The sequence below is a fragment of the Achromobacter sp. DH1f genome (genome assembly GCF_000633435.1).
Lineage (GTDB): Bacteria > Pseudomonadota > Gammaproteobacteria > Burkholderiales > Burkholderiaceae_B > Achromobacter > Achromobacter deleyi.
Genome location: NZ_AYMF01000008.1, coordinates 35,963 through 58,906, shown reverse-complemented (window position 1 = coordinate 58,906; position 22,944 = coordinate 35,963). Strand labels below are relative to the sequence as shown.

General features: G+C 68.8%; 19 protein-coding genes. 11 read left to right on the top strand and 8 right to left on the bottom strand.

Features of this window, described 5'->3' with window-relative positions; translation table 11 throughout:
• The first annotated feature begins 339 nt into the window (after window positions 1-339).
• Together U858_RS0106715 and U858_RS0106710 are read left to right on the top strand one after the other, a co-directional pair.
• Window positions 340-1,326: a tripartite tricarboxylate transporter substrate binding protein BugE gene (locus tag U858_RS0106715; RefSeq protein ID WP_025136401.1), complete on the top strand. Its 987-nt coding sequence runs from the start codon at window positions 340-342 to the stop codon at window positions 1,324-1,326.
• Between the two features lie 375 nt (window positions 1,327-1,701).
• Window positions 1,702-2,583 (top strand): hypothetical protein, encoded by an 882-nt coding sequence (locus U858_RS0106710; protein WP_025136400.1) that lies wholly within the window; start codon window positions 1,702-1,704, stop codon window positions 2,581-2,583.
• An 88-nt stretch (window positions 2,584-2,671) separates the two neighbouring features.
• Here U858_RS0106710 and U858_RS0106705 read toward each other — a convergent pair whose 3' ends face one another.
• The 6 genes from U858_RS0106705 to U858_RS0106680 form a co-directional block, all read right to left on the bottom strand.
• Entirely contained in the window at window positions 2,672-3,550 is an 879-nt protein-coding gene (locus tag U858_RS0106705; protein ID WP_025136399.1) for a DMT family transporter, read from the bottom strand.
• Between the two features lie 547 nt (window positions 3,551-4,097).
• Window positions 4,098-5,648 carry a M81 family metallopeptidase gene (locus U858_RS0106700; protein ID WP_025136398.1) on the bottom strand — a complete coding sequence of 517 codons (1,551 nt, stop codon included), beginning with the start codon at window positions 5,646-5,648 and terminating at the stop codon, window positions 4,098-4,100.
• A gap of 172 nt (window positions 5,649-5,820) precedes the next feature.
• Window positions 5,821-6,681 carry a MurR/RpiR family transcriptional regulator gene (locus U858_RS0106695; RefSeq protein ID WP_025136397.1) on the bottom strand — a complete coding sequence of 287 codons (861 nt, stop codon included), beginning with the start codon at window positions 6,679-6,681 and terminating at the stop codon, window positions 5,821-5,823.
• Window positions 6,678-9,317, bottom strand: coding sequence for an AAA family ATPase (locus U858_RS0106690; RefSeq protein ID WP_025136396.1), 2,640 nt, complete (start codon window positions 9,315-9,317; stop codon window positions 6,678-6,680). The genes U858_RS0106695 and U858_RS0106690 overlap by 4 nt, the downstream gene beginning before the upstream one ends.
• Entirely contained in the window at window positions 9,314-10,486 is a 1,173-nt protein-coding gene (locus U858_RS0106685) for a DNA repair exonuclease (protein ID WP_025136395.1), read from the bottom strand. Before U858_RS0106685 ends, U858_RS0106690 begins: the two co-directional genes overlap by 4 nt.
• Window positions 10,487-10,610: 124 nt before the next feature.
• Window positions 10,611-11,912: a D-amino acid dehydrogenase gene (locus tag U858_RS0106680; protein ID WP_025136394.1), complete on the bottom strand. Its 1,302-nt coding sequence runs from the start codon at window positions 11,910-11,912 to the stop codon at window positions 10,611-10,613.
• A 135-nt stretch (window positions 11,913-12,047) separates the two neighbouring features.
• Between U858_RS0106680 and U858_RS0106675 the strand changes: the two genes are divergently transcribed.
• From U858_RS0106675 to U858_RS35890, 9 genes are all read left to right on the top strand, one after another.
• Entirely contained in the window at window positions 12,048-12,515 is a 468-nt protein-coding gene (locus tag U858_RS0106675) for a winged helix-turn-helix transcriptional regulator (protein ID WP_025136393.1), read from the top strand.
• A 110-nt stretch (window positions 12,516-12,625) separates the two neighbouring features.
• Window positions 12,626-13,345 carry a DUF502 domain-containing protein gene (locus U858_RS0106670; RefSeq protein WP_025136392.1) on the top strand — a complete coding sequence of 240 codons (720 nt, stop codon included), beginning with the start codon at window positions 12,626-12,628 and terminating at the stop codon, window positions 13,343-13,345.
• 36 nt (window positions 13,346-13,381) lie between these two features.
• Entirely contained in the window at window positions 13,382-13,606 is a 225-nt protein-coding gene (locus U858_RS0106665; RefSeq protein WP_025136391.1) for an RNA-binding S4 domain-containing protein, read from the top strand.
• Window positions 13,603-14,178, top strand: coding sequence for a restriction endonuclease (locus U858_RS0106660; RefSeq protein ID WP_025136390.1), 576 nt, complete (start codon window positions 13,603-13,605; stop codon window positions 14,176-14,178). Before U858_RS0106665 ends, U858_RS0106660 begins: the two co-directional genes overlap by 4 nt.
• A gap of 55 nt (window positions 14,179-14,233) precedes the next feature.
• Entirely contained in the window at window positions 14,234-14,623 is a 390-nt protein-coding gene (locus U858_RS0106655) for a DUF2784 domain-containing protein (protein ID WP_025136389.1), read from the top strand.
• 113 nt (window positions 14,624-14,736) lie between these two features.
• On the top strand, window positions 14,737-15,285 hold the full coding sequence (locus U858_RS0106650) for a sigma-70 family RNA polymerase sigma factor (protein WP_025136388.1): 549 nt from the start codon (window positions 14,737-14,739) through the stop codon (window positions 15,283-15,285).
• Complete coding sequence (locus tag U858_RS0106645; RefSeq protein ID WP_025136387.1) at window positions 15,282-16,340, top strand: FecR domain-containing protein; 1,059 nt, start codon at window positions 15,282-15,284, stop codon at window positions 16,338-16,340. The genes U858_RS0106650 and U858_RS0106645 overlap by 4 nt, the downstream gene beginning before the upstream one ends.
• 82 nt (window positions 16,341-16,422) lie before the next feature.
• A complete protein-coding gene (locus U858_RS0106640) occupies window positions 16,423-18,804 on the top strand; it encodes a TonB-dependent siderophore receptor (RefSeq protein WP_025136386.1) in 2,382 nt (793 codons plus the stop codon).
• 44 nt (window positions 18,805-18,848) lie between these two features.
• Window positions 18,849-20,678: a lipopolysaccharide assembly protein LapB gene (locus tag U858_RS35890; RefSeq protein ID WP_025136385.1), complete on the top strand. Its 1,830-nt coding sequence runs from the start codon at window positions 18,849-18,851 to the stop codon at window positions 20,676-20,678.
• Window positions 20,679-20,682: 4 nt separating this feature from the next.
• Here the strand turns inward: U858_RS35890 and U858_RS0106630 are convergent, their stop codons facing one another.
• Both U858_RS0106630 and U858_RS0106625 read right to left on the bottom strand, forming a co-directional pair.
• Window positions 20,683-21,810 (bottom strand): acyl-CoA dehydrogenase family protein, encoded by a 1,128-nt coding sequence (locus U858_RS0106630; RefSeq protein WP_025136384.1) that lies wholly within the window; start codon window positions 21,808-21,810, stop codon window positions 20,683-20,685.
• A 173-nt stretch (window positions 21,811-21,983) separates the two neighbouring features.
• Window positions 21,984-22,895, bottom strand: a complete 912-nt coding sequence (locus U858_RS0106625) for a LysR family transcriptional regulator (RefSeq protein ID WP_025136383.1) — start codon at window positions 22,893-22,895, stop codon at window positions 21,984-21,986.
• Between the last annotated feature and the right edge of the window lie 49 nt (window positions 22,896-22,944).

The window sequence follows — 22,944 nt, the reverse complement described above, 5'->3', positions numbered from 1 at the left end:
ATCAGATTCTTGTAAGTTATGCAGCGATTTATGCGTGTACCGGGCTAAAGACAGCACGATCGCTGCGCAATCATTGCGCATGCGTTCTGACCCCGATAGCGTTCAAGTTATTGTCAGCATACGTTTTTTCCGGCTTCGGCCCCTATTTTCGGCGACCTGGCAAGCCGGGATAAATACCCCCACATTGGGTGGGGGAATCCCGATTGACCCACTGACTGGAACTGTGTGCAATGGCGCCCACGACGTGTCGGCCTGGCCAGAATCCGAGCCAGGCGCGCTTCACCGACGCCGGCCATCGAAGCCGGCCGGGTCGGATTTCAAAAAATATGGAGAAGACTCTTGACCGTGCTGTCCCAAGCCAAGGCCGTCCTGGCCGCCGCCATCGCAGGCGTCTGCTTTAGTTCCGCCGTACAGGCCGCCGATGCCTACCCCAATCGGCCCATCCGCCTGATCGTGCCATTCGCGGCCGGCGGCACCACCGACATCGTCGCGCGCGTCGTGGCCGAAGGCCTGGGCCGCGAGCTTGGCCAGGCCGTGGTCGTGGAAAACCGCGGCGGCGGCGGCGGCTCGATCGGCGCGGACGCCCTGGCGCGCTCCACCCCCGACGGCTACACGCTGGGCGTGGCCACCGTCAGCACCATGGCCACCAACCCGGCCACCAACCCCAAGAACCCGTACAACCCGCTCAAGGACTTCGCGCCCATCACCAATATGGTGAACGTGCCCAACGTGCTGACGGTGAACCCCGCGGTGCCGGCCAAGACGTTGACCGAGTTCGTCGCCCTGCTCAAGGCCAACCCGGGCAAGTACAGCTATGCCTCGTCGGGCGCGGGCGGCATCGGCCACCTGGACGGCGAACTGTTCAAGTCGCTGACCCAGACCGACATGGTGCACGTGCCCTACCGCGGTTCGGGCCCGGCCCTGAACGACGTGATCGCCGGCCAGGTCAACGCCCAGTTCGACAACCTGCCCTCGTCCATGCCCCATATCCAGGCCGGCAAGCTGCGAGCCCTGGCCGTGGCCGCGCCCAGCCGCCTGCCCACCCTGCCGGACGTGCCCACGTTCAAGGAAGGCGGCCTGCCGGAAATGGACAACATGGCCTGGTACGGCCTGGTCGCCCCCGCCGGCACGCCCCAGGCCGTGATCGATCGCATCCACGACGCCACCGTCAAGGCGCTGAAGGACCCGAAGATCATCCAGCGCCTGGCCGACGGCGGTTCGCTGGTGGACGGCAATACGCCTGCGGAATACGCGGCGCAGATCAAGCGTGAATTGGAGCTGCGTCAGCGGATTGCCAAGGAACGCAACATTCAATCCACGAATTAAGCGAATGGCAGAGGGGCGTGCGCCCCTCTGCTACCATTCGCCCCGTGCGAACTGAATTCTCTCTTCTCTCATCCGCTGCCTGCGCCCTCTGCGCCCTGCGCTCGACCTTGTTGAGCTCGCAGGAAGTCGCCGCGCGTTCCGCCTACGCGCGCTCCAAGCCCGGCTGATCGGCCGGCTTCGCCCTTCCCTTTCTCTCTAAGCCACCGGCCTGCCGCCGGCCCTGGGTACGCCTGACCGCCTGACGGTTCTCGCCCCTTGGCCGAATGCCGTCCGGCACGACCGCCCTGCCATCTGGCCGGGCGCCTGGCCACGTTTCCACTCCGCCTGCCGGCCTTGTCCGGCGGCGGCGTCACGCCTTGATCGCCATTTAGCGCCATGCAACTCACCAAGAAATTCGTCAAAGCCAAGAACCCCTGCGCCGGGGGCTACAAATGGTTCCTGCGGGACCACAACGGACAGGGGGACTACCAGGCCGTCCTGGATGCCCTGGTGGCCGACGGGCGCGTGGGCGACGCCTGCTGGCTGCTGGATCAGTTCGGCCCGACCGACGCGGTGCTCAAACTGGACACGCTGGACGCCACCGCCATCGTCTTTGCCGGCACGCTGGAAGTGCGCATGGGCATCACGGTGGACAGCGTGGTGCGCGCCGGACGCAGCATCGTCACCGGCGGCGGCATCCGGGCCGGGGAATCGATCGTGGCGGGCGAAAACATCGTGGCTGGCGGCAACATCGCCAGCGCGGGCGATCTGCGCGCGGGCGGCGACGTGTCGGCCGAATGGGGCATCGAGGTTGCGACGGCGCTGGATTGCCGCGGCAACCTGCGCGCCAAGTGGGACATCTGCGCCGGGCAGGACCTGGCCGTGACAGGCCACCTGCGGGCCGGCCAGGACATCCAGGTGCAAGGCGCCCTGAAATGCGGCCAGGGCATCAAGGCCGGCGGCGACGTGCAGGCGGGCAAGGACATCGACGCGGCCAGCGGCATCCAGGCCGGCGCCACCATTCGCTGCGGCGGCCACCTGGCCACGGGCTGGGGCTTGATCGCGGGCGAGGATATCTGTGCGGAAGGCTCGATCCGCGCAGGCGAAGGCGTGTGCGCCGAGGGGCGGATCGAAGCCGGTGCCGGCCATGGCGTATATGCCGGGCTGAACGTGCGGCTCGATGCATGGTCCGTGTGCGCGCGGGTTCAAGCCTGCGAGCGGCCTGCCCAGCTGGTCAGCGGCCACTGGGCCGGCCAGGAACAGGCCGAACACGCGTAACGCGCCCTCTTGCGCGCGGCGCCGGACCCTGCCGAATGCAGACAAACGCGGCGCGATGTCGTCCGACGACACCGCGCCGCACGCTACCTCAGCCCGCAGGCCGAGCCGCCGCGGGCGTGCGCAGCACCAGCATCAATCCCAGCAGGATCGCTGCCATGCCCGCCAGGCTCAGCGCGGACAGGCGGTTGCCCAGCACCAGGTAGTCCAGCGCCGCCGTGCCGGCCGGCACCAGGTAGAACAGGCTGGTGACGTTGACGAGGTTGCCCGCCTGGATCATGCGGTAGAACAGCAGCGTCGCGCCCACCGAGATCACCAGGCCCATCCACAGCAGCGGCACGATGAAGCCGATGTTCCATTCCACGCGGATCGGCTGGAACGGCACGAACAGCAGGCACAGCGCCAGGCTGACGGCGTACTGCAGCGGCATGACGTCCATCGGCGCCTGGCGCACGCGCTTTTGCAGGATCGCGCCGGCCGTCATGCTGGCCAGCGCGGCAAACGCGAACACCATGCCGGCCACCGAAAAGCGCGCCATGCCGATGCTCTGGTACACCACCATCACCAGGCCGCACAGCGCCAGGAACAAGCCCGCCAGCCGCGCGGGCGGATAGCGCCGTTCCATCAGCGCCAGGGTCAGGATGGGCTGCGCGCCCAGCAGCGTGGCCAACACGCCCGGCGTGATGCCGTAGTCCAGCGCCAGCAGATAGCAGATGGAGTAGCTGCCGATCAACAAGAGGCCCGTCAGCGCGACGATGCCGCGCGTGCCCGGCGCGGGCAGCAGCGCCCCGCGCCGCAGCCGCACCAGCACGCCCAGCACGGCCAGGGCCAGGATGAAGCGCGCCAGCAGGAAGCCGAAGGCCGAGGCATGCGCCAGGCCCCACTTGGCGAAGATCGCGCCGCCGCTCCACAGCAGCACGAACAAGGTGGTGGACCCATAGGCGGTCCACGTATTGCGATTGAAAGACATGAAGGGTTCTACCTGTCAGGAAGGGAACAGGCTCCCGCGGCCGGCAGGCGCTTCAGGACGCATAGGTCAGGACGCACGAGTCCGGACTTACGAGTCAAGAGGCACAAGCGGGCCAGGCACCGTCAGGCGCGCGGCGGACGCACAGGCGTCGGCGCATCAGCGCGGATGAAACGGGCAACGAGGCGGGAGCGGGAAGTCTGCGGCGATCAGCCGACGACGGGAGTTACAGGCGCAACCGGAGCAACCGGCGGATAAGCGCCCGATACACCCGTCACGACGGCGCGCGGCGGCGCCACCGGCGGCGATGCCATGGGCCGGACAAAGACCGGCCGGACAGCCCTGGGCGGCGACTGCGGCGGCGAAACGACCGTGCAGACGACAGGAGAAAAGACAGGAGGCGATGCCGCATGCCAACGGCGGGCACGCGCGCCGGCAGCCGCTGCATGGGCAGCGAAAGCGGAATCGGCGAGAAGCGTGACGTCGGGCATGGGGATCGATAGACGTTCGAGAAGGAACCCGCACAGGCTACCGGCGCGGCCGGCTGCCGTCAAGCCGGGCCGGCGCTGGCGGCTGGCGCATCGCCTGCCGGGAACGCGCCCGCGTGAGGCACATCCACAAACGGAAAGGCGCGCGTGACGTCGACATGCCGGTACGGCAACTTGCGCAGGTCCGCCACGCCATAGTCGGGCGTGTCGACGATGAGGATGTCGCGCGCCAGGGGTTCGTAGAAGGCGCGGAAATGGGTTTTGGAACGCAGCACGATGATGTCGAAATCCTCGGGCCGCAGGCCGAACTGCGTGAAGGCGTCGCCGTCGACCGCGAACGCGAAATGGCTGACCACGCTGACCGAGATGCCGTTCACGTCCAGCAAGGCGCTGACGCCCAGGTCCACCGGCATGCCGCGCATGTAGTCGCCCGATACCCGGTACTGCTTCGGCCCGGCCCACAGCACGCGGGCGTCGACCTCGAGCTTGGGGCCGGCCTTGTCCGAGCTGTGCGCGCCCAGCCGCATCCGGATGCATTGGCCCGCGCCGGCCTGGGCCGCTTGCTGCGCGGCGGCTGCGTCCCAGATGAAGGGCACCGCCGCGCGCGTCACGCCCCGCTGCAGCAACGCGTCCAGCAGGTAGGTTGAATCGTTCATGCGGTCGGCATGCTCGAGCAACACGTAAGGCCGGCCGGCGGCCGGTTCGCGGCGCAATTGCGCCAGCACCTGGTCGACCGCCGCGTCGATCTCGTACACCGGCAATGGCCGATACAAGGCATGGCGTTGCGCGTGGATCTGCCCAGCCAGTGCATCGGCCGCAGCCTGCGCGCCCGCGCGGTCGGCGTCGCGCACACACAGCACCGAAAAACCCGTGTTGTGCGCGTCGGCATAGGAAAAGCCCGCCATGACGGACGTATCGCTGTAGCCGGCGCAGGCCGCGTCCCGCTGCTTGCCGGCGTCGATGATGCCCGCGAGCGGCTGCAAGGCGGTGGCGCTGAAGATGCTGGGCACCAGCACGTCGGGTTTGGCGATGGCCCACACCGGCGCGATCTCGCCGCGCAGCGTGCGCGCCAGGCAATCGGCCGCGCGCGCGCCGGTTTCGCCGGTATCGGTGTGGGGCGAACGGCGGTAGGCGAACGGCGCGGTGACGCCCTCGAGCGTGTCGGCGTCCAGGTTGCCGTGATAGTCGAACGCCACCATCAGCGGCTTGTCCGGGCCCAGGGCCTGGCGCACAAGCCGCAGGAAATGGCGTTCGGGGTCGGGGTACGACGGCGCCCAGCAGGCGCCATGCAGGAACAGCAGCACGCCATCGAGCGAGTCGGCGTGCTGCCGCACGCCCTGCGCGATCTCATCGGCGTAGCAGGCCACGGCCTCGTCCGACGCGGGCCCCACCGCGCCCAGCGCGGAGTGCACCAGCGGGACCATCTCGATGCCCTGGGCCTCGCAGACCTGGATGAAACCGCCGATCACCGTGTTGGTGCCGCGCAGTTCGGTCAGGATGTGCGCACCGCGCAGCGCAACGGCGTCGAAATCCGCCTTGGTGGCCTCGATCGGCAGGAAGCTGACCGATTCGATATGGAACCCTGCGATGGCAACGCGCCAGGGCTTGTTCATGTTGGGTGTGTCCTTGGTTGCAGCGGAATGGGCTTCAGCAAAGTGGCTTTGGCAAAGTGGCTTCAGCGGAAAGAAACAAACGAATCTATATTTATTTATAAGAAACGTTTGTTTCAAAACACCTTAACAAAGGCACCCTCCCGGCGCAATCCCGGGTTTGCACGGGCAACGGTCAATAGCGCGTACCCAACGGCAGATAGGCGCCGGATTCCACCAGGTCCTGTTCGTTGCGCTTCAGGCGCGCCACCACGTCGTCGCCGCCCTCGGCAACGAGCAAGCCCAGCAGCGCTTCGGTCACGCCCATGGCCGCGGTGACCGACGGGAAGAACGAGGCGCCAGCCACGGAATACAGCACCGTCACCTGCGCCGCGCGCGCAAGCGGCGAGGCGTCGCTGTCGGTCAGCGCGATCAGCGATGCCCCCGCGGCGCGCGCCGCATCCGCCACCGCCAGGCTTTCGCTGGAATACGGCGCAAAGCTGATGGCGACCACCACGTCGCGCGGTTCGATGGCGCGCAACCGCATCTGCAGATTGCCGCCCAGGCCGTCGACCAGGTGCACGCTGTTGCGGAACAACCGGTAGCCGTAGACGAGCGAATGGGCGATGGAAAAACTGGCGCGAAAGCCCGCCACGTGCACCTGGCGCGCCTGCTTGAGCAGCTTGGCAGCGGCCTTGAGCGACGGCAGGCATTGCTCGGCGGTGGCGGCCAGCGCCGCCTGCTGTGCGCGGAACAGGTCATCCAGCAAGTCCGGCCGGCGGCTGCGCTGGGCGAGGCTGCGGGCGCGTTCGCCGTAGCCTTGCCCGTTCAGCCCCAGATCGCCGGCAAACGCCGACTTCAATTCGGGCCAACCGCCATAGCCCAACTGCTGCGCCAGCCGCACCAGCGTGGCGGGCGGCACGCCCGCGCGTTCGGCCAGCGTGCGCATCGAGCCGATGACGACTTCGTTGGGATGGTCGATGACAAAGCGCGCGGCCACTTGCAGCCGCGGGCTGAGGCTGTCGAAGCCGTCGATGATCTGCTGTCGGGCTTTCACGGGGTCTCCATCGCGCCGATGCGCCGCTGCTCTACGCCCAGGTCGCGCCAGGCGTCGCCATGGCAGGTGAACATCAGCACCTGATGGCGCGTCGCGGCATCGAACAGCGCGCGCTTCATCAGGTCGCGGCGGGCGTCGTCGGTATGCACCAGCGCGTCGTCCAGCACCAGCAGGGTCGGCCGCCCCGCCTCGCGCAGCAGGTCGGCGTAGGCAAAGCGCGCCAGGATGCCCAGCTGTTCGCGGGTGCCGAAGCTGAGCGCATCCAGCGGGTCTTCCGCGCCGGCGCGTTGCAAGGCGGCAGGCAGCAGCGCGTCGTCCAGCCGCAGCGCGGAATCCGGAAACAGCAGGCCCAGGTAGTGGCCCAGGCGGCGCGCCAGCGGGGCTTGCAGGCGTTGGGTAGCGGCATCGCGCTTGCCGGCCAGCAAGGTAGACAAAAGGTCCAGCGCCTGCGCGCGGCGCAGGAATTCATCGCGGCGGCGTTGCAAGCGTTCGCAGGCGGCTTGCGCCTCGGACAGCCGTTCGCCCAGGCCCTGCGCGCCGGCCTGCTCCAGCTTGCCCAGCAGTTGCTGGATGTCGCTATGGCGCTTGTGCTGCGCATCGCGCTCGATTGCCGCGGACTTTTCAAACCGCAGCGCATCCTGTTCCAGCAGCTCGGGGCGCAGCGCTGCCAGCGCCGCCTGCGCGGCTTGCAGGCGCTGTTCGAGCAGGTCGTGGCCGCTGCGCGCCTCGGCCAGCCGGCCGGCGCGGGCCTGGCGCTGCGCCGCGCGTTCGGGCGATTGCAGATCGGCGCCGCGTGCCGCGGCCTGGGTTTCCAGCAATTGGGCACGCGCGCTGTCGGCGTCCAGCGCACGCTGGGCTGCTGCGAGCGCTTCTGTCGCCTGGGCTGCGCTGCTCTCGGCATCGCGCAGCGCCTGGCGCGCGGCGGGCAGGTCAACATCGCCTGCGTCGGCCGCGGGCGGCAGCGCCGCCAGCCGCTCGCGCAAGGCGCTGCGGCGGGCCAAGGCGTCGTCACGTTGGCCACGCAACACGTCGATGCCCTTGGGCGCATGAATGGCCAGGGTCTTGCGCATGGCGTCCAGCTCGCGCTGCAAGGCGGTGCTGCGGGCGTGGCGTTCTTCGGCATCGGCGGCAGTGGCCACGCCCAGGCGCGACAGCAGCGCGGCGCTGGCGGCGCGCGCGTCGGCCAGCTCGCGCATCAGCGCCGGCAGGTCCTTGCCGCCCGGTTCGATGCGCAGGCGGCCCACGCCGGGCAGATCAAGCTCGGCCGCGCTGGTCAGCAGCACTTCCCCGTTGCCCGACAGCGCCGCGCCGTCCAGCCGCGCCTGGTGCCCGGGTTCGAACGTGTAGGCCACGCGCGTGGCGATGGCCTGTTGCTGCAATTGCAGGTCGCCCAGGGCGCGTTCGCTTTTGCGCAGCGCCTGGATGTCGGCATCGGCGATCTCGATGCGCACGGCTTCGGCCTTCAGGGCCGAGCCTTGTTCGATCAAGGTGGTGGCTTCTTTCAGCGCGCCGTCCAGCCGTTCGACGTCGCGGTCCAGCTGTTGCAGCTGGTGTTCCAGGTCGTGCCGGTCAGCCACGGCCTGGACTGCAGCGACACGCTGGCGGGCCTGTTCGGCCGCGGCGGCATGCGTGTCGCGCTGCTTGCGGGCGCGGGCCAGCGGCTCTTGGGCGTCCTGCACGCGGGCGCGCGCGGCGGCGGCTTCGTCTGTCAGGGCGCGCAGATCGGCCTCGTCCTGCTGATCGCGGCGCACCTGCTCTTGCAGCACCGCCAGCGTCTGCGCGGCCTGACGCTGTTCGCGTTGCAGGCCGTCGAAAGCTTCGCGCTCTTTGGCGACCGCCGCCAGGCGAGCCCGGGCATCGGCGGCGCGGGCCTCGAAGTCTTTCCAGGGCTGGCCCGCATCGGCGCGCGCGTGCTCGGCGCGCAGGCTGGCCAGGCGGTCGACGTCGGCGTCCAGCTGGGCCTTGGCGGCCGCGCAGGTGTCGCGCTCGGCCTGGGCGCTGGCCAGGGCGTCTTCGGCGTCCTTGTAGATGCCCTTGGGGCGGCCGTTGCGCGCATCGAGCAGCGCGGCGCGTTCGGCGGCCACGCGTTCGTACAGCCGGTCGCCATCGCCCGAGGCCAGTTCGCCCGACAGCTGCGTCAACGCCTCGCGCAGGTGGCCGCCGGCATGGCCCGCGGCCGCTTGCAGGTTCTGGCCGTCGCCCTGCTGGATCCACAGCAGCCCGGGCACGCCAGCCAGGTCGGGCTTGCTCTGCCCGCGCGTGGCCAATTCAAAGCCCAGCAAGGCGGCCAGCGCGTTCTCGGCCTCTTCGCCTTCCAGGCGCTGGGCGCCATTGTCGATCAGCAATTCGCAGCGGGCGCGCGACAGGAACTGCTTTTTCAAGAAATAGTCGTGGCCCGCATGGGCGAACGCCAGTTCCACGCTAGGGCGCGCGCCGGATTCGCCGCGCGGCGCCAGGTCGGCCACGGTGCGGGTGCTGTAGCGTTCCAGGAACGCCGCGCGAATGGCGGCGGCCACCGTGCTTTTGCCGGCCTCGTTGGGGCCGACGAACAGGTTCAGGCCGTCTTGCAGACCGTCCAGCACCAGGGGCTGGCGGAACTTGCGGAATTCTTCCAGGGCGATGCGCGAGAGCTTCATTGCAGGCTCCCCTGGGTTGCAGCGTCACGGCCGGCGGCGTCCCGGGGCGCGGCACTGCCCGCTACCCCGTCGCGCTGGAACCGCAGCAGCAAGCGCAACGCCTCGCTGGCAACGGCCGCCTGTTCCGGGTCGGCCTGCATCGCCTGCAATTGCGTTGCCACTTCGCCCACGTAGCCGCTGGCGCCCAGTTGCGCCAGGTCGGCCTCGTCGGGCTCGAGCAGCAGGCCAGAGAAGTCCGGCAGCACGGCGCGCGCCTGGGCGGCGGCCTGGTCTACCGCCCGTTGCAGCGCTTCCCAGGTGGGCACGTTGACGTGGCCCTGCAATTCCAGGCGCAGCACGTCTTCGGCCCGCAGGCCCGCCAGGCGCTGCGCCAATGCCTGGGCATCGGTGGGCAGGCTGAGCGTTTCGGTCCAGGCCGACCAGCGGTACTTGCCGGTGGCCACGCGTTCCACCACAGGCACCGCCCCCGGCGCCGCGATGCGCACGTCCAGCGCATAGCCCGGCTCGTTGCCGCGAAAGCGATCCTGTTCGGGCGTGCCGGCATACCAGGTGCGTTCGTCGATGGCCAGGCAGCCGTGCCAGTCGCCCAGGGCCAGGTAGTCCAGCCGCGCACGGGCGGCGCGGTCGGGTGCGATGGGGTTGGTGGCGTCGATGGTGTCGGGCAGCCGGCCCGCCACGCTGCCGTGCGCCAGGCCGATGCGCAGGCGGCCCGGCTCGGTGTCCATGGCGTCGAAGGCCTGCGTCACGTCGTCATAGGTGTGCCGCTGGGTCAGCGGCGCGGCCAGCACGGCCAGGTTCTGCGCGGGCAGGTCCACCACGCCCGGACGCAGCGGCACGTGCACGTTGGGGGGAATGCAGTCCAGTTGCGCGGCGCGGCTCCAGACGCTGTCGGCCAGCGCGGCGTCGTGGTTGCCGGCAATCATGACCCACGGCCCGCTGTAGGCGGCCAGCGCGGCGAACAGGCGGCGGATGGTGCGATCGGACACGCCCTGCGTGTCGAAGACATCGCCGGCCACCAGCACCGCGTCCACCTGGCGCTCGGCGGCCAGCGCGGCGATGCGGGCCACGACATCGAAACGGGCCTCGGCCAGCAAGGCGGCATCGTCGGTCTCGAACTGGCCGTACTGACGGCCGATCTGCCAATCGGCGGTATGCAGGAAATGAGTCATGCTCGGATTGTAGAGGCCGGCGGCCCGCCAAAGAACAATGGCCCGGCCGGCATTTTGCGCCGAGCGGGCCATTGAGGCGCCGGCTTATGGCCGGCGGCCGGAAAAAGCGGAAAACCGGCGGGCGTCAGGCGCCCTTGCCGTCCAGCACCAGCGGCCGGTGGGCCGCCGTGTGGCGGTCGTAGCGCGACAGGTCCAGGCCGTCGGTGCGGATCTGCGGACGCTGGCCCATGACCTGGTCGGCCACCAGCTTGCCCGAGCCGCAGGCCATGGTCCAACCCAGGGTGCCGTGGCCGGTGTTCAGGAACAGGTTGCCGTAGCGGGTGGGGCCGACGACGGGCGTGCTGTCCGGCGTCATGGGCCGCAGGCCGGTCCAGAATTCGGCGCGGGGCACGTCGCCGCTGCCGGGGAACAGGTCGTTGACGACCAGTTCCAGCGTCTTGCGGCGCGCGTCTTTCAGGCGCAGGTCAAAGCCCGACAATTCGGCCATGCCGCCCACGCGGATGCGGTTCTCGAAACGCGTGACGGCGATCTTGTAGGTTTCGTCCAGGATGGTGGACACCGGTGCGGCGGCCTCGTCCTTCATGGGAATGGTCAGCGAATAGCCCTTGACCGGGTACACCGGCAGGTCCAGCCCCAGCGGTTCCAGGAAGCCGCGGGTGTAGCTGCCGAAGGCGGCGACATAACGGTCGGCGGTCAGCACCTGGTCGCCGACGCGCACGCCGGTCACCTGCCCGCCGGCCGTGGTCAGGCCGGCCACCGGCTGGTTGTAGCGGAAGTCCACGCCCAGGGCTGCGGCCATGTCGGCCAGGCGGGTGGTGAACAGACGGCAATCGCCGGTTTCGTCATTGGGCAGGCGCAGCCCGCCGGCCAGCTTGTGCAGCGAGCGCGCCAGCGCCGGTTCGGCGCTGACCAGGCGGTTGCGGTCCAGCAGTTCGTAGGGCACGCCGACTTCTTCGAGCACGGCGATGTCGCGGCGCGCGGCTTCCATCTGGGCATCGGTACGGAACAGCTGCAGCGTGCCGCGGGTGCGTTCTTCGTAGTGGATGCCGGTGTCGATGCGCAGTTCGCGCAGGCAGTCGCGGCTATATTCAGCCAGGCGCAGCATGCGTTCCTTGTTGACGGCGTAGCGCTCGGCCGAACAGTTGGCCAGCATGGCCGCCATCCATTTCAGCTGGTACAGGCTGCCGTCCAGGCGGATCGCCAGGGGCGCGTGCTTCTTGAACAGCCACTTGATCGCCTTGAGCGGAATGCCGGGCGCGGCCCAGGGCGTCGAATAGCCCGGCGAGACCTGGCCGGCATTGGCGTAGCTGGTTTCCTGGGCGGCGCCGGGCTGGCGATCCAGCACCGTCACCTTGGCGCCCTGGCGGGCCAGATAGTAGGCGGTCGTGGTGCCGATGACGCCGCTGCCGAGGACGATCACATGCATGATTCTTTCCGAAGTTTGGTTTTGGTCAGGAATTTCGGTAGTCTATGAGCCTCATCGCAGTGAAAAACACTGATTATTTTTCTTTGGCAGTGCTTTTTCTCGGACACCCCCGCTTTTTTGCCACCCAAAAGTGAAATGCGCGACCTGGACCGTATCGACCTGAAAATCCTGGATATCCTGCAGCGGGAAGGCCGCATGTCGGTCACCGAATTGGCCGAGCGGGTCAGCCTGTCGGCCACCCCCTGCTCGGACCGGGTCAAGCGCATGGAACGCGAAGGCGTCATCACCGGTTACCATGCGCGCGTCAATCCGGCCGCGCTCGGCAAGAACCTGCTGGTGTTCCTGGAAATCAAGCTGTCCGCCAAGTCGGGCGACGTGTTCGACAAGGTGAAAAAAGAACTGCTGTATGTGCCCGAGGTCATGGAATGCCACCTGGTGTCGGGCGACTTCGACTACCTGGTCAAGGCCCGCCTGACCGAAATGAACGAATACCGGCGTCTGCTTGGTGAAATCCTCAAGCGCCTGCCCGCCTCGGCGGAATCGCGCAGCTATGTGGTGATGGAGGAAATCAAGGAGACCCTGTACCTGCCCGTCGACCGGTAACGCTTCCCGCGCCTTGTTACCGGCGCCCGCGCCGTCGGCTGCTATGCTGGCGGCCGTTCTGGTTCCAGCCCGGCATGGACCGCCCCCGATTTTCTTGCTTTTTCTCGACTATGACGCGTCTTTACAAATACTTCTTCCGCGGCCTGATCACCGTCCTGCCGCTGGCCCTGACCATCTACGTGCTCTATATCTTCCTGGCATGGACGGAAGCGGTGGCGCTGACGTTCCTGCGTCCGTTCATCGGCGGCTTCTATTTCCCGGGGCTGGGCCTGTTGCTGGGCATCCTGGGCATCCTGGCGATCGGTTACCTGGTGTCCAAAGAGCGCGTCAAGCGTGTGCTGCTGCTGGTGGAAATGCCGTTCACCAACCTGCCCGTGGTCAAGAGCATCTATTCGTCGCTCAAGAGCTTTGCCGATTACTTCTCGCCCGGTTCCAAGAGCACCGCGCAGCAGGTGGTGGTGCTGCGCATTCCCGGCCAGCAGCTGGAATTGGTGGGCCTGATCACACGGCGCAACCTGGACGGCCTGCCCGAAGGCTTCACCCAGGGCGACCGCGTGGCGGTGTACCTGCCCATGGGCTATATGATCGGCGGCTACACCGTGTTCGTGCCGCAGGAATGGGTGCAGCCCATCCAGATGTCGGTCGAAGAAGCCATGCGCTCGTCGCTGATCGCCTGGATGGCGCGCGCCGAATCCGGCAATGTCCGGACGGCCCCGGTCGACCTGGCGGGCGTAGTCCCGACGGCGCCGGTCGCGCCCCCGGCCGCCCCCAATACAGGCGACGCCCGCGCCAATCCCCCCGGTGGCAACCCGCCCGGCAGCCAGGGCTGATCGGCCCGTTTTCTCTTTCCACTGTTTGTTCGCGACATGCCCATCATTGAATTCACGCTTGCCGAAGGCAGCCCCTATATCGAAGTGAACCAGCTGCTGAAAGCCACCGGCGTGTGCGACAGCGGCGGCGCCGGCAAGATGCTGGTGGCCGATGGCCACGTCAGCGTCGGCGGCGTGGTCGAAAGCCGCAAGACGGCCAAGATCCGCCCCGGCCAGATCGTCACCTGTGGCGACGTCCGCATCGTGGTGCGCGAAGCATGAAGCTCAAGATGTCGCAGAATTCCATCTTCGCGGTGCTGTTGCGCTCGCCGTGGTGGATGAGCGCCGGGGTAGCCCTGGTGCTGGCCGTGGGCGGTTTCGCCGCCCTGCCGCTGGAGTACGCGGCCATGGGCGTGTTTGCGGCCGTGCCGTTCGCGGTCATTGCCATCATGGCGGCCTACAAGCAGTTGCGCGCCCCGTCGGGCGCCCGGGTCGAGGCCGTGGCGCAAGCCACCGCGGCCATGTCCTGGACCGAATTCGCCGCGGTCGTCGAAGCGGGCTTTCGCCGCGACGGCTGCGAGGTCGAACGGCTGAACGCGCCGGGGGCCGACTTCGCCCTCAGCAAGGATGGCCACGTGGCCCTGGTCAGCGCCAAGCGCTGGAAGGCCGCCCGCACCGGCGTCGAGCCGCTGCGCGAACTGCAGGCCGTGCGGGACAAACGCGGCGCGCGCGAAGCCATCTACATCGCCTTGGGCGACGTGTCGGACAACGCCCTGCAATATGCCCGCGCCCAGGGCGTGTCGCTGATGACGGCACCCGAACTGGCCAAGCTGCTGCGCGACCTGAAGCCCTGATCCGCGCCCGGCCGCCCTGGCCGGCGCCCGGTGCTTGAACCTGGAGTTGCCTCGCATGATCTATCGCCTGTTGGCCGACGCGGTGCTGGTGCTGCACGGCCTGTTCGTGGCCTTCGTCGTGTTCGGCGGGCTGCTGGCGCTGTGGCGCTGGCGCCTGGCCTACCTGCACCTGCCCGCGCTGGCCTGGGGCGCGATGGTCATCGGCATGGGCTGGATCTGCCCGCTGACGCCGCTGGAAGTGTCGCTGCGCCAGCAGGCCGGCCAGGAAGGCTATGGCGGCGGCTTCATCGAACACTACATCCTGGCCGTGATCTACCCGGACGGCCTGACGCGCAACATCCAGATGGTGCTGGCCGCCCTGCTGGTGGTGGGCAATGTCGTGATCTACACCCTGTGGCTGCGCCGTCGCCGCGCCGCCCGCGCCTTGCAACGCACGCCTGCCTGATTGGCCGGGTTGTGTAATAATGAGTATCAATTCTCATTACAACCCACTGAAGCGATGCGCCTGCCGGAATCTCCTGGCCCATGGCTTGCCCGACCCGATCCGTCTGACTTGCCGTGCTGGAGCGCTACTACCGCGAACTGCTGAACTTCTGCAACCGAGCCATCAGGAATTCGGATGCGGCAGCGGATGCCGTGCAGGAAACCTACGCCCGCGTGCTGTCGGCCCAGCAAGGCGAACGCGAACTGCTGGAACCGCGCGCCCTGCTCTACCGCACCGCGCGCAATCTCTTGACCGACCAGCACCGCCGCAACGTGGTGCGCGGCCAGGCCCAGCCGCATGACCCCGATGCCGATGACACCGGCCTGGACGATATCGCCGCGCCCGCGGCCTGCCAACCCGAAACGGCCGCCATGTCGGCCCAGGCGGTCGACGCCATGCTGGCCGTGATCGCCGCCCTGCCCCCGCGCTGCCGCCAGGCCTTCGTGCTGCATCGTTTCGACGGGTTGTCGCACACCGAGATCGCCGACCAGATGGGCATCTCGCGCAAGATGGTCGAACAGCACATCAAGCTGGCGATGCAGGCCTGCCGCCGCGGCAAGTCCGATTGGGATGCCCGCGCCGGCGCCGCGCCGGACGTCCGCCAGGAATCGTTGCAGCCATGAACCCGATGCCCGAGTCCACCCCCGACCAGGACGCCGCGGTCGATGCCGCCGCGCTGGACTGGCTGGTGCGCCGCAAAGACCAGCCCGACGCCGCCATGCAGGCCGCCTTTCAGGCCTGGCTGGCCGAATCCCCGCGCCACGCCGACGCCTATGCCCGTTGGGACGCCGACTGGAACGGGCTCGATGCCCTGCCCGACACGGCGCTCGCCCGCTTGCGCGCGATGGACGCCGCGCCTGCCGCCCACGCCCAGCCTCGACGCCCCACGCCTCCGCGCCGCCGCTTCTGGCAATTCGCCCCCGCGCTGCTGGCCGCCTGTGCCGCCCTGGCCATTGCCCTGTTTGCCCTGGTTCCCGCCGCCCCGCAATACCGCGCCCAGTACGCCACCGCGCCCGGCGAGCAGCAGGAAATCGCGCTGCCCGACGGCAGCCGCCTGACCCTGGATTCGTCCACCCGAATCGACGTGGCGTTCTATCCGCACCGCCGCGAGGTGACGATGGCCGAGGGCCAGGCCATGTTCCAGGTGCATGGCGATGCGCAGCGGCCGTTCGACGTGGTGACCGGCGACGTGCGCGTGACGGTCGTGGGCACCCGTTTCAACGTGCGCCACACCCCGGCGGTGCCCGGCTATCCCGGCGTGCAGGTGGACGTGGCCGCCGGCCATGTGCGCGTGGCGCCGGCCCACCCGGCCAGTTGGTGGCAGTTCTGGCTGCCCGACAGCCGTCGCTACACCGCCGACCTGACCGCGGGGCAGCGCCTGGCCATCAACGCCGCCGGCATGCCGGGGCGCATTGCGCCGATCGACGCCGCCGCCGTCGCGCCCTGGCTGGACCATCGGCTGACCTTCGACAACGCCACCCTGGCCCAGGCGCTGGCCGAATTCGGCCGCTACGGCCACCCCGTGCCGGCGCTGAACGACCCGCGCGTGGCCGCCCTGCGGCTGACCGGCAGCTTCGACAGCCGCAACCTGGCCAGCTTCTACCGCATCCTGCCGCAGGCCCTGCCCCTGCGGGTCGACACCCGCGATAGCCCCGCCGTCATCGAATCGGTCCGATGATGCGCGCCGGACCTAGGGTTTTTTTCGGCTGCCGCGTCTACATGAGAAATGTACCCATTCTCATGCTCTGACGAGGACTTGCATGCAACACCCCCGGTTTACTCTCGCGCCCCTGACCCTGGCGCTCTGCCTGGGCCTGGCCGGCCCCGCCGCGCACGCCCAGTCCCCAGCGGGCGACGTGCGCATCCAGACCGCGCTGTCGGCCCAGCCGCTGGGCCAGTCGCTGAACGCCGTGGCGCGCCAGGCCGGCCTGGACCTGATCGTGGGCGGCGACCTGGTGCAGGGGCTGACGGCCCCCGCCGTGTCCGGCAACCTGACGGTGCGCGAGGCCTTTGACCGGGTGCTGGCGGGCAGCGGCCTGTCGGCGCGCATCGACGGCGGCGCCGTGGTGATCTCGCGCGATGCCGCCGCGCCGGTGCAGCAGATGGACCAGATCACCGTCACCGGCAGCGAAGAAACCGCCACCAGCCCCGTCTACGGCGCGGTGGCCCGGCGCACGTCCACCGGCATCAAGACCGACAGCGACCTGCTGGAAACGCCGCAGTCCGTCTCGGTGGTCACGCGCGAACAGATCGAACTGCAAGGCGCCACCGGCATCGACGAATCGCTGCGCTACACCTCGGGCGTGGTGGCCGCCGCCTACGGCCAGGACCCGCGCGGCGACTGGATCCGCGTGCGCGGCTTCGCCCCCGCCAAGTACCTGGACGGCCTGCCGCTACCTGCCGGCGCCTGGACCGCCAACACCCGCTACGAACCCTATGCGCTCGAACGCATCGAGGTCCTGAAAGGCCCGTCGTCGGTCATGTACGGCGCGCTGCCGCCCAGCGGCTTCATCAACGCCGTCAGCAAGCGCCCACAGGCCGAGGCCGCGCGTGAACTGGGCCTGTCCTACGGCACCGACGACCGCAAGGAACTGACCGGCGACTTCACCGGCCCGCTGACCGAAGACGGCAAGGTGCTGTACCGCGTGGTGGGCCTGGCGCGCGACAGCGGCACACCCAGCGACTACGGCTACGACCGCCGCTACCTGCTGGCCCCGTCCCTGACCTGGAACCCCACCGCCGACACCAGCCTGACCGTGCTGGCGATGCTGCAAGGCGCGCGCTCGCGCGGCTGGGGCGGCTTCCTGCCCGCCCAGGGCACCCTGCTGCCCAACCCCAACGGCAAGATCGGCCCCAGCTTCTACGGCGGCGAACCCGGCTTTGACCGCTACGAGAAGAACACCCAGTCCATCGGCTACCTGTTCGCGCACCGCGTCAATTCGCAGCTGACCCTGCGCCAGAACGCCCGCATGAACTGGGCCGACGTGAACCACCCGTCGGTCGGCCTGCTGGGCTTTGCCCCCGGCAGCCTGACCACGCTGAACCGCTACACCTACACCCCGCGCGAAGACTCGCGCATGTTCGCCATCGACAACCAGGCCGAATACAAGCTGGACACCGGCCCGCTGTCGCACACCCTGCTGGCGGGCTTTGACTACAAGCGGTCGCGCAACGACTACGCCGTGGGCATGGGCTTTGACGCGCCCACGCTGGACGCCTTCAACCCCGTCTACGGCACCCAGCCCATCACCAAGCCCGCCGACACCCAGCACACGCTGCAAGTGCAGGAGCAGATGGGCGTGTACCTGCAGGACCAGGTTCGCTGGGGCGGCTGGGTCGGCACGTTCTCGGGCCGCCACGACTGGGTCGACACCAAGACCGACGACAAGCTGGCCAACACCCGCAGCAGCCAGCAGGACCTCAAGTGGTCCGGCCGCGCGGGCCTGAACTACCTGTTCGAATCCGGCCTGTCGCCGTACATCTCGTACGCCACCTCGTTCGAACCGGCCATCGGCCGCACCTATTCGGGCACGCCGTTCGTGCCCGTGACCGGGTCGCAGGTGGAAGCGGGCATCAAGTACCGTCCGCCCAACAGCGAATCGCTGTACACCGTGGCGGTGTTCGACCTGCGCCAGAAGAACGTGCTGGTCACCGACGTGAACGCGCCGGTGTTCGGCTACGAAATCCAGCAGGGCAAAATCCGCTCGCGCGGCGTCGAGCTCGAAGCCCGCGCCCAGGTCACCACCGGCGTCACCGTGATCGGCAGCTACACGTTCACCGATGCCAAGGTCGAGCAATCCACCGACCCGGCCACCGTCGGCAAGCAGGTCCAGTCGCAGCCGCGCCACCAGGCGGCGTTGTGGGTGGACTACCGCTTCCCGCAGGACATCGCGCCGGGCTTCGGCCTGGGCGGCGGCGTGCGCTACACGGGCAGCAGCTACGGCGATTCGGCCAACCAATGGAAGAGCGGCTCGAACACGCTGGTGGACGCGCAGGCGCACTACACCCGCGGCAACTGGCGCCTGCTGCTGACCGTGAACAACCTGTTCGACAAGGAATACATCACGGCGTGCAACAGCATCACCTGGTGCTATTACGGCTACGGCCGGTCCGTGAACCTGACGGCGCGTTACGCCTGGTGATTCGGGTATAGGTATAGTGGGTGTCCAGATCACCGGACACCCGCATGAACCCCCAAGACACCCCCGACGCCGACGACACTTCCAACCTGATCCGCGCCTACGACGCCTACGGCCGCGAGATCTTCGTGACCCGCGAGCAATGGCGCGACAACGTGTTGGCCGGCGCCATCGAACGCCACTGGGACGATGCCGATTCGCTGGCCAGCCTGATCATCCAGTCGCTGGGCGATGGCTTCGTCGATGAAATGCTCAAGCCGGCCGAACGCCTGGTCGCCCTGGAACCCGCCGCCGAGCGCGCCGCGGTGCTCCTGGCCATCGTCTACATGAAGACCGGCCGGCTGGACGACAGCGAACGCCTGCTGCTGGCCTACATGCAGCAGCACGGCGAAACCGGTGTCACCCTGACCAACCTGGCCAAGATCCACGACGAACGCGGCGACGAGGCCCGCGCCCGCGACACCCTGTGGCGCGCGCTGGAACGGGACCCCAACCAGGAAAACGGCCTGGGCTGGTACGAGGCCATTCACCGCGAATACGGCGGCGACGTGGCCGGCGTGACCGCCATGCGCAAGGTCGCGGCGCTGCCCGGCAGCTGGCGCGCGCAGCTGTGGCTGGCGCACGCCGAACTGGGCGCGCACAACCTGGCCGGCGCGCTGGCGCTGTACCGCGAGGCCCTGGCCCGCGCCGGCACGCCCACGCCCGCCGGCCTGCTGATGCAGCTCAGTGCCGACCTGGGCAACGCCGGCGCCATCGAACCGATTCTGCAACTGGCCGGACCGCGCTTTGACGCGGCGGCGCATGGCGTCATGGTCGGCAACAACCTGATCCGCGCCCACGCCGAACTGGGCCAGTACGACGACGCCCGCCGCATTCTCGACCAGCTCTACGCGCAGCAGCGTCCCGACTGGCAGGAAAACCTGGCGTACTGGGACACCGAACTGGCCCGCGCCGCGCTGGGCGATGGCAGCGTGCCCGAATCCACCGAAATGCGCTTTGCCATGCTGCTGGGCCGCGGCCCGGTGTGGCTCGCGCCCGAATCGCCCGCCGCCGCGCTGTTCGACCCGATTGCGCCGAATCGTCCGCTGGTGTCATTCCTGGGCGGCTCGGCCGAAGTCGACGCCGCGCCCGACCACGCCGAACGCCAGCTGGCCGACGCCACCGGCCGCCTGAGCCGCGCGCTGCCGCTGTACTTGAACGAGCAATTGGCACTGCGCTGCGGCCTGCGCACGCAGACCCTGGTGCCGTGGCTGACGGAACCCGAACCGGGCTTCGTGCTCAGCGGCGTGGCCTGGGACGACGCCGATGCCATCCGCTACGCCCAGCAATGCGAGGCCCAGAGCGACTTCGTGGTGATCTCGCACCTCGTCACCACTACCGAGCCCTGGCAGGCCCAGGTGCGCGTGCTGCGCACGGATGACGAGGAATGCGTCGGCACCTTGAGCGCCCGTTTTCCCATGGCCGACCCCACGGCCGCCCTTCAGCGCCTGACCGAAGACCTGGTGGCGCTGGTGGCCCGCGCCACGGCGCAGACTCCCAGCAATGCGCCCCGCAATTACACGGTGCCCGACGGCGCGGCCTTCCCGCGCTACCTGCTGCGGCTGGAGCAACTGCTGGCCGTGCGCTGCAACGGCGCCGACGACAAGCACCCCGGCCACCTGAACGGCGAACGCGAGATCCTCGACGGCAATCTGCGCCAGTGCCTGGATTTCCCGCACAGCGTCAATGCCCGGCTGCTGCTGGCGCAGACCGTGCGCGCCATGAAGCAGATCCGGCCCGACGTGGTCAAGGAATTCAAGGACAAGATCGCGCTATTGCAGCGTGAGCAGCCGCTGGCGCCCGAGGCGCAAGCGGCGGTGCAGGCCTTGCTGGATTGACCCTTTACAGGGCCCGCGCGATCACCAGGCGCTGGATGTCGCTGGTGCCCTCATAGATCTGGCACACCCGCACGTCACGGTAGATGCGTTCCACCGGAAAGTCGGCCAGGTAGCCATAGCCGCCCAGCGTCTGGATCGCGGCCGAACACACCTTTTCGGCCATTTCCGACGCAAACAGCTTGGCCATCGACGCTTCGGTCAGCGCTGGCCGACCGGCCTCGCGCAGCGCCGCGGCGTGCAGCACCATCTGGCGGGCCGCGTGAATCTGGGTGGCCATGTCGGCCAGGCGGAACGACACCGCCTGGTGTTCCATGATGGGCTTGCCGAACGCCTGGCGATCGCGGGCGTAGTCACGCGCGCATTCGAACGCCGCGCGCGCCATGCCCACCGATTGCGAGGCGATGCCGATGCGGCCGCCCTCCAGGTTCGACAGCGCGATCTTGTAGCCCTCGCCCTCGTCGCCCAGGCGCCATGCGGCCGGAATGCGCATGTCTTCAAACGCAATCTGGCAGGTATCCGACAGATGCTGGCCCAGCTTGTCTTCCACCCGCACCACCTGGTAGCCCGGCGTATCGGTGGGCACGATGAACGCCGAAATGCCGCGCTTGCCGGCCTGCGGGTCGGTCACGGCGAACACGATCACGGTCTGGCCCGTGCGGCCCGAGGTGATGAATTGCTTGGCGCCGTTGATGACGTAGTGATCGCCGTCGCGCACCGCGCGCGTGCGCAGGCTGCTGGCGTCCGATCCGGCCTGCGGCTCGGTCAGCGCAAAGCCGCCGATGTGCTGGCCGGTGGCCAGGGGCCGCAGGAACTGGTCTTTCTGCGTGTCGGTGCCGTATTTCAGGATCGGCATGCAGGCCACCGAATTGTGCACGCTCATGATCGTGGAGCAGGCGCCGTTGCCGGCCGCGATTTCCTCCAGCGCCACCGCGTACGACAGGTAGCCGCTGGCGTTGCCGTCCCATTCCTCGGGCACCAGCATGCCGAAGAAACCCAGCTGGGCCATCTCGGCAATGGCGTCAGCCGGATAGTGGTGGTCGCGGTCCCAGCGTTCGGACTGGGGCGCCAGGCGTTCCTGGGCGAAACGGCGCGCCATGTCCTGGACGCTGAGCTGTTCTTCGGTCAATAGCATGGTTGTCTCCTGTGCGGGCAGTTCCGGGCTGGCGCGGGTGGGCGCCGCCCGTGTTTTCTTGCGCGGGCCTGCCGTCCGGGATGCGGGCGCGGCACGATTGCGAGAATACACCGGCGGCGGCTATCTGCGCCCGCTGCTACCCCCCCCTTCAGACGGCCCGCCCCTCGCCCCTGCTAGCCCGCCGGATCGTCCAGGATGCTGCTGACGAAATCGATGAAAGCCCGCACCTTGGCCGCCGGCAAATGGCGCGACGGATACAGCGCGTACAGCGCATAGCGGTCGCCGACGTAGTCGGGCAGCAGCTCGACCAGCTTGCCCTGGCGAATCAGGGCCTGGACGCCACTGGCCTTGAAACGGGCGATGCCCGCGCCGCCCAGGCAGGCGCCCAGCATCGTCCAGCCGTCGGTCAGGTGCAGCGGCCCCGACGTTTCCACGCGCGTGGTCCGGCCTTTCTTGCGGTAGTTCCATTCCAGCAGTTGGCCGGTCATGGTGCTGCGCATCTGGATGCAGGCGTGGCGCGCCAGGTCGGCCGGCGTCGCGGGCACGCCATGCTTGCGCAAGTACGACGGCGCCGCCACCGTCACCGAACGCGTATCGAGCAGCTTGCGGGACACCAGCGATGACGACGGCGGTTCGCCGAAGCGCACCGCGATGTCGAAACCGTCGGACACCAGGTCGCCCAGTTGTTCGCGCGTGGCCAGGTCCAGCGTCAGGTCCGGGTGGCGTTCCAGGAAGCGCGCCAGGTGCGGGGCCAGGATCAGGCGGGCAAAGAACGCGTCTACATTGACGCGCAAGCGCCCCTTGACCGCCGCCGACGCACCGCCGGCGGTGGCGATGGCCTCGCCGATGCCCGCCACCAGCGGATTGATCTGCTCGTACAGCCGGCGGCCCTCGTCCGTCAGCGCCACGGCCCGGGTGGTGCGATCCAGCAGGCGCACGCCCACGCCGGCCTCCAGCCGCCCCACCGCCCGGCTGACCCCGGACGCGGTGATGCCCAGCGCCTCGGCGGCGCGCGCAAAGCTGCCGCTTTCCACCACGGCGGTCAGCACGCCGATGTTTGCCAATACCCGGCCATCCAGCGCCATGTTCGAGACTCCTGATCTGAAGTCATCAATGTTATGACTGAATTGCCAT

Excerpts from the sequence above, each read along its gene's own strand:
- U858_RS0106700 (WP_025136398.1), bottom strand. The coding sequence starts at position 5,648 with ATGAACAAGCCCTGGCGCGTTGCCATCGCAGGGTTCCATATCGAATCG.
- U858_RS0106690 (WP_025136396.1), bottom strand. The coding sequence starts at position 9,317 with ATGAAGCTCTCGCGCATCGCCCTGGAAGAATTCCGCAAGTTCCGCCAG.
- U858_RS0106640 (WP_025136386.1), top strand. The coding sequence starts at position 16,423 with ATGCAACACCCCCGGTTTACTCTCGCGCCCCTGACCCTGGCGCTCTGC.
- U858_RS0106630 (WP_025136384.1), bottom strand. The coding sequence starts at position 21,810 with ATGCTATTGACCGAAGAACAGCTCAGCGTCCAGGACATGGCGCGCCGT.
- U858_RS0106660 (WP_025136390.1), top strand. The coding sequence starts at position 13,603 with ATGAAGCTCAAGATGTCGCAGAATTCCATCTTCGCGGTGCTGTTGCGC.
- U858_RS0106710 (WP_025136400.1), top strand. The coding sequence starts at position 1,702 with ATGCAACTCACCAAGAAATTCGTCAAAGCCAAGAACCCCTGCGCCGGG.
- U858_RS0106685 (WP_025136395.1), bottom strand. The coding sequence starts at position 10,486 with ATGACTCATTTCCTGCATACCGCCGATTGGCAGATCGGCCGTCAGTAC.
- U858_RS35890 (WP_025136385.1), top strand. The coding sequence starts at position 18,849 with ATGAACCCCCAAGACACCCCCGACGCCGACGACACTTCCAACCTGATC.
- U858_RS0106665 (WP_025136391.1), top strand. The coding sequence starts at position 13,382 with ATGCCCATCATTGAATTCACGCTTGCCGAAGGCAGCCCCTATATCGAA.
- U858_RS0106675 (WP_025136393.1), top strand. The coding sequence starts at position 12,048 with ATGCGCGACCTGGACCGTATCGACCTGAAAATCCTGGATATCCTGCAG.
- U858_RS0106625 (WP_025136383.1), bottom strand. The coding sequence starts at position 22,895 with ATGGCGCTGGATGGCCGGGTATTGGCAAACATCGGCGTGCTGACCGCC.
- U858_RS0106645 (WP_025136387.1), top strand. The coding sequence starts at position 15,282 with ATGAACCCGATGCCCGAGTCCACCCCCGACCAGGACGCCGCGGTCGAT.
- U858_RS0106680 (WP_025136394.1), bottom strand. The coding sequence starts at position 11,912 with ATGCATGTGATCGTCCTCGGCAGCGGCGTCATCGGCACCACGACCGCC.
- U858_RS0106705 (WP_025136399.1), bottom strand. The coding sequence starts at position 3,550 with ATGTCTTTCAATCGCAATACGTGGACCGCCTATGGGTCCACCACCTTG.
- U858_RS0106670 (WP_025136392.1), top strand. The coding sequence starts at position 12,626 with ATGACGCGTCTTTACAAATACTTCTTCCGCGGCCTGATCACCGTCCTG.
- U858_RS0106655 (WP_025136389.1), top strand. The coding sequence starts at position 14,234 with ATGATCTATCGCCTGTTGGCCGACGCGGTGCTGGTGCTGCACGGCCTG.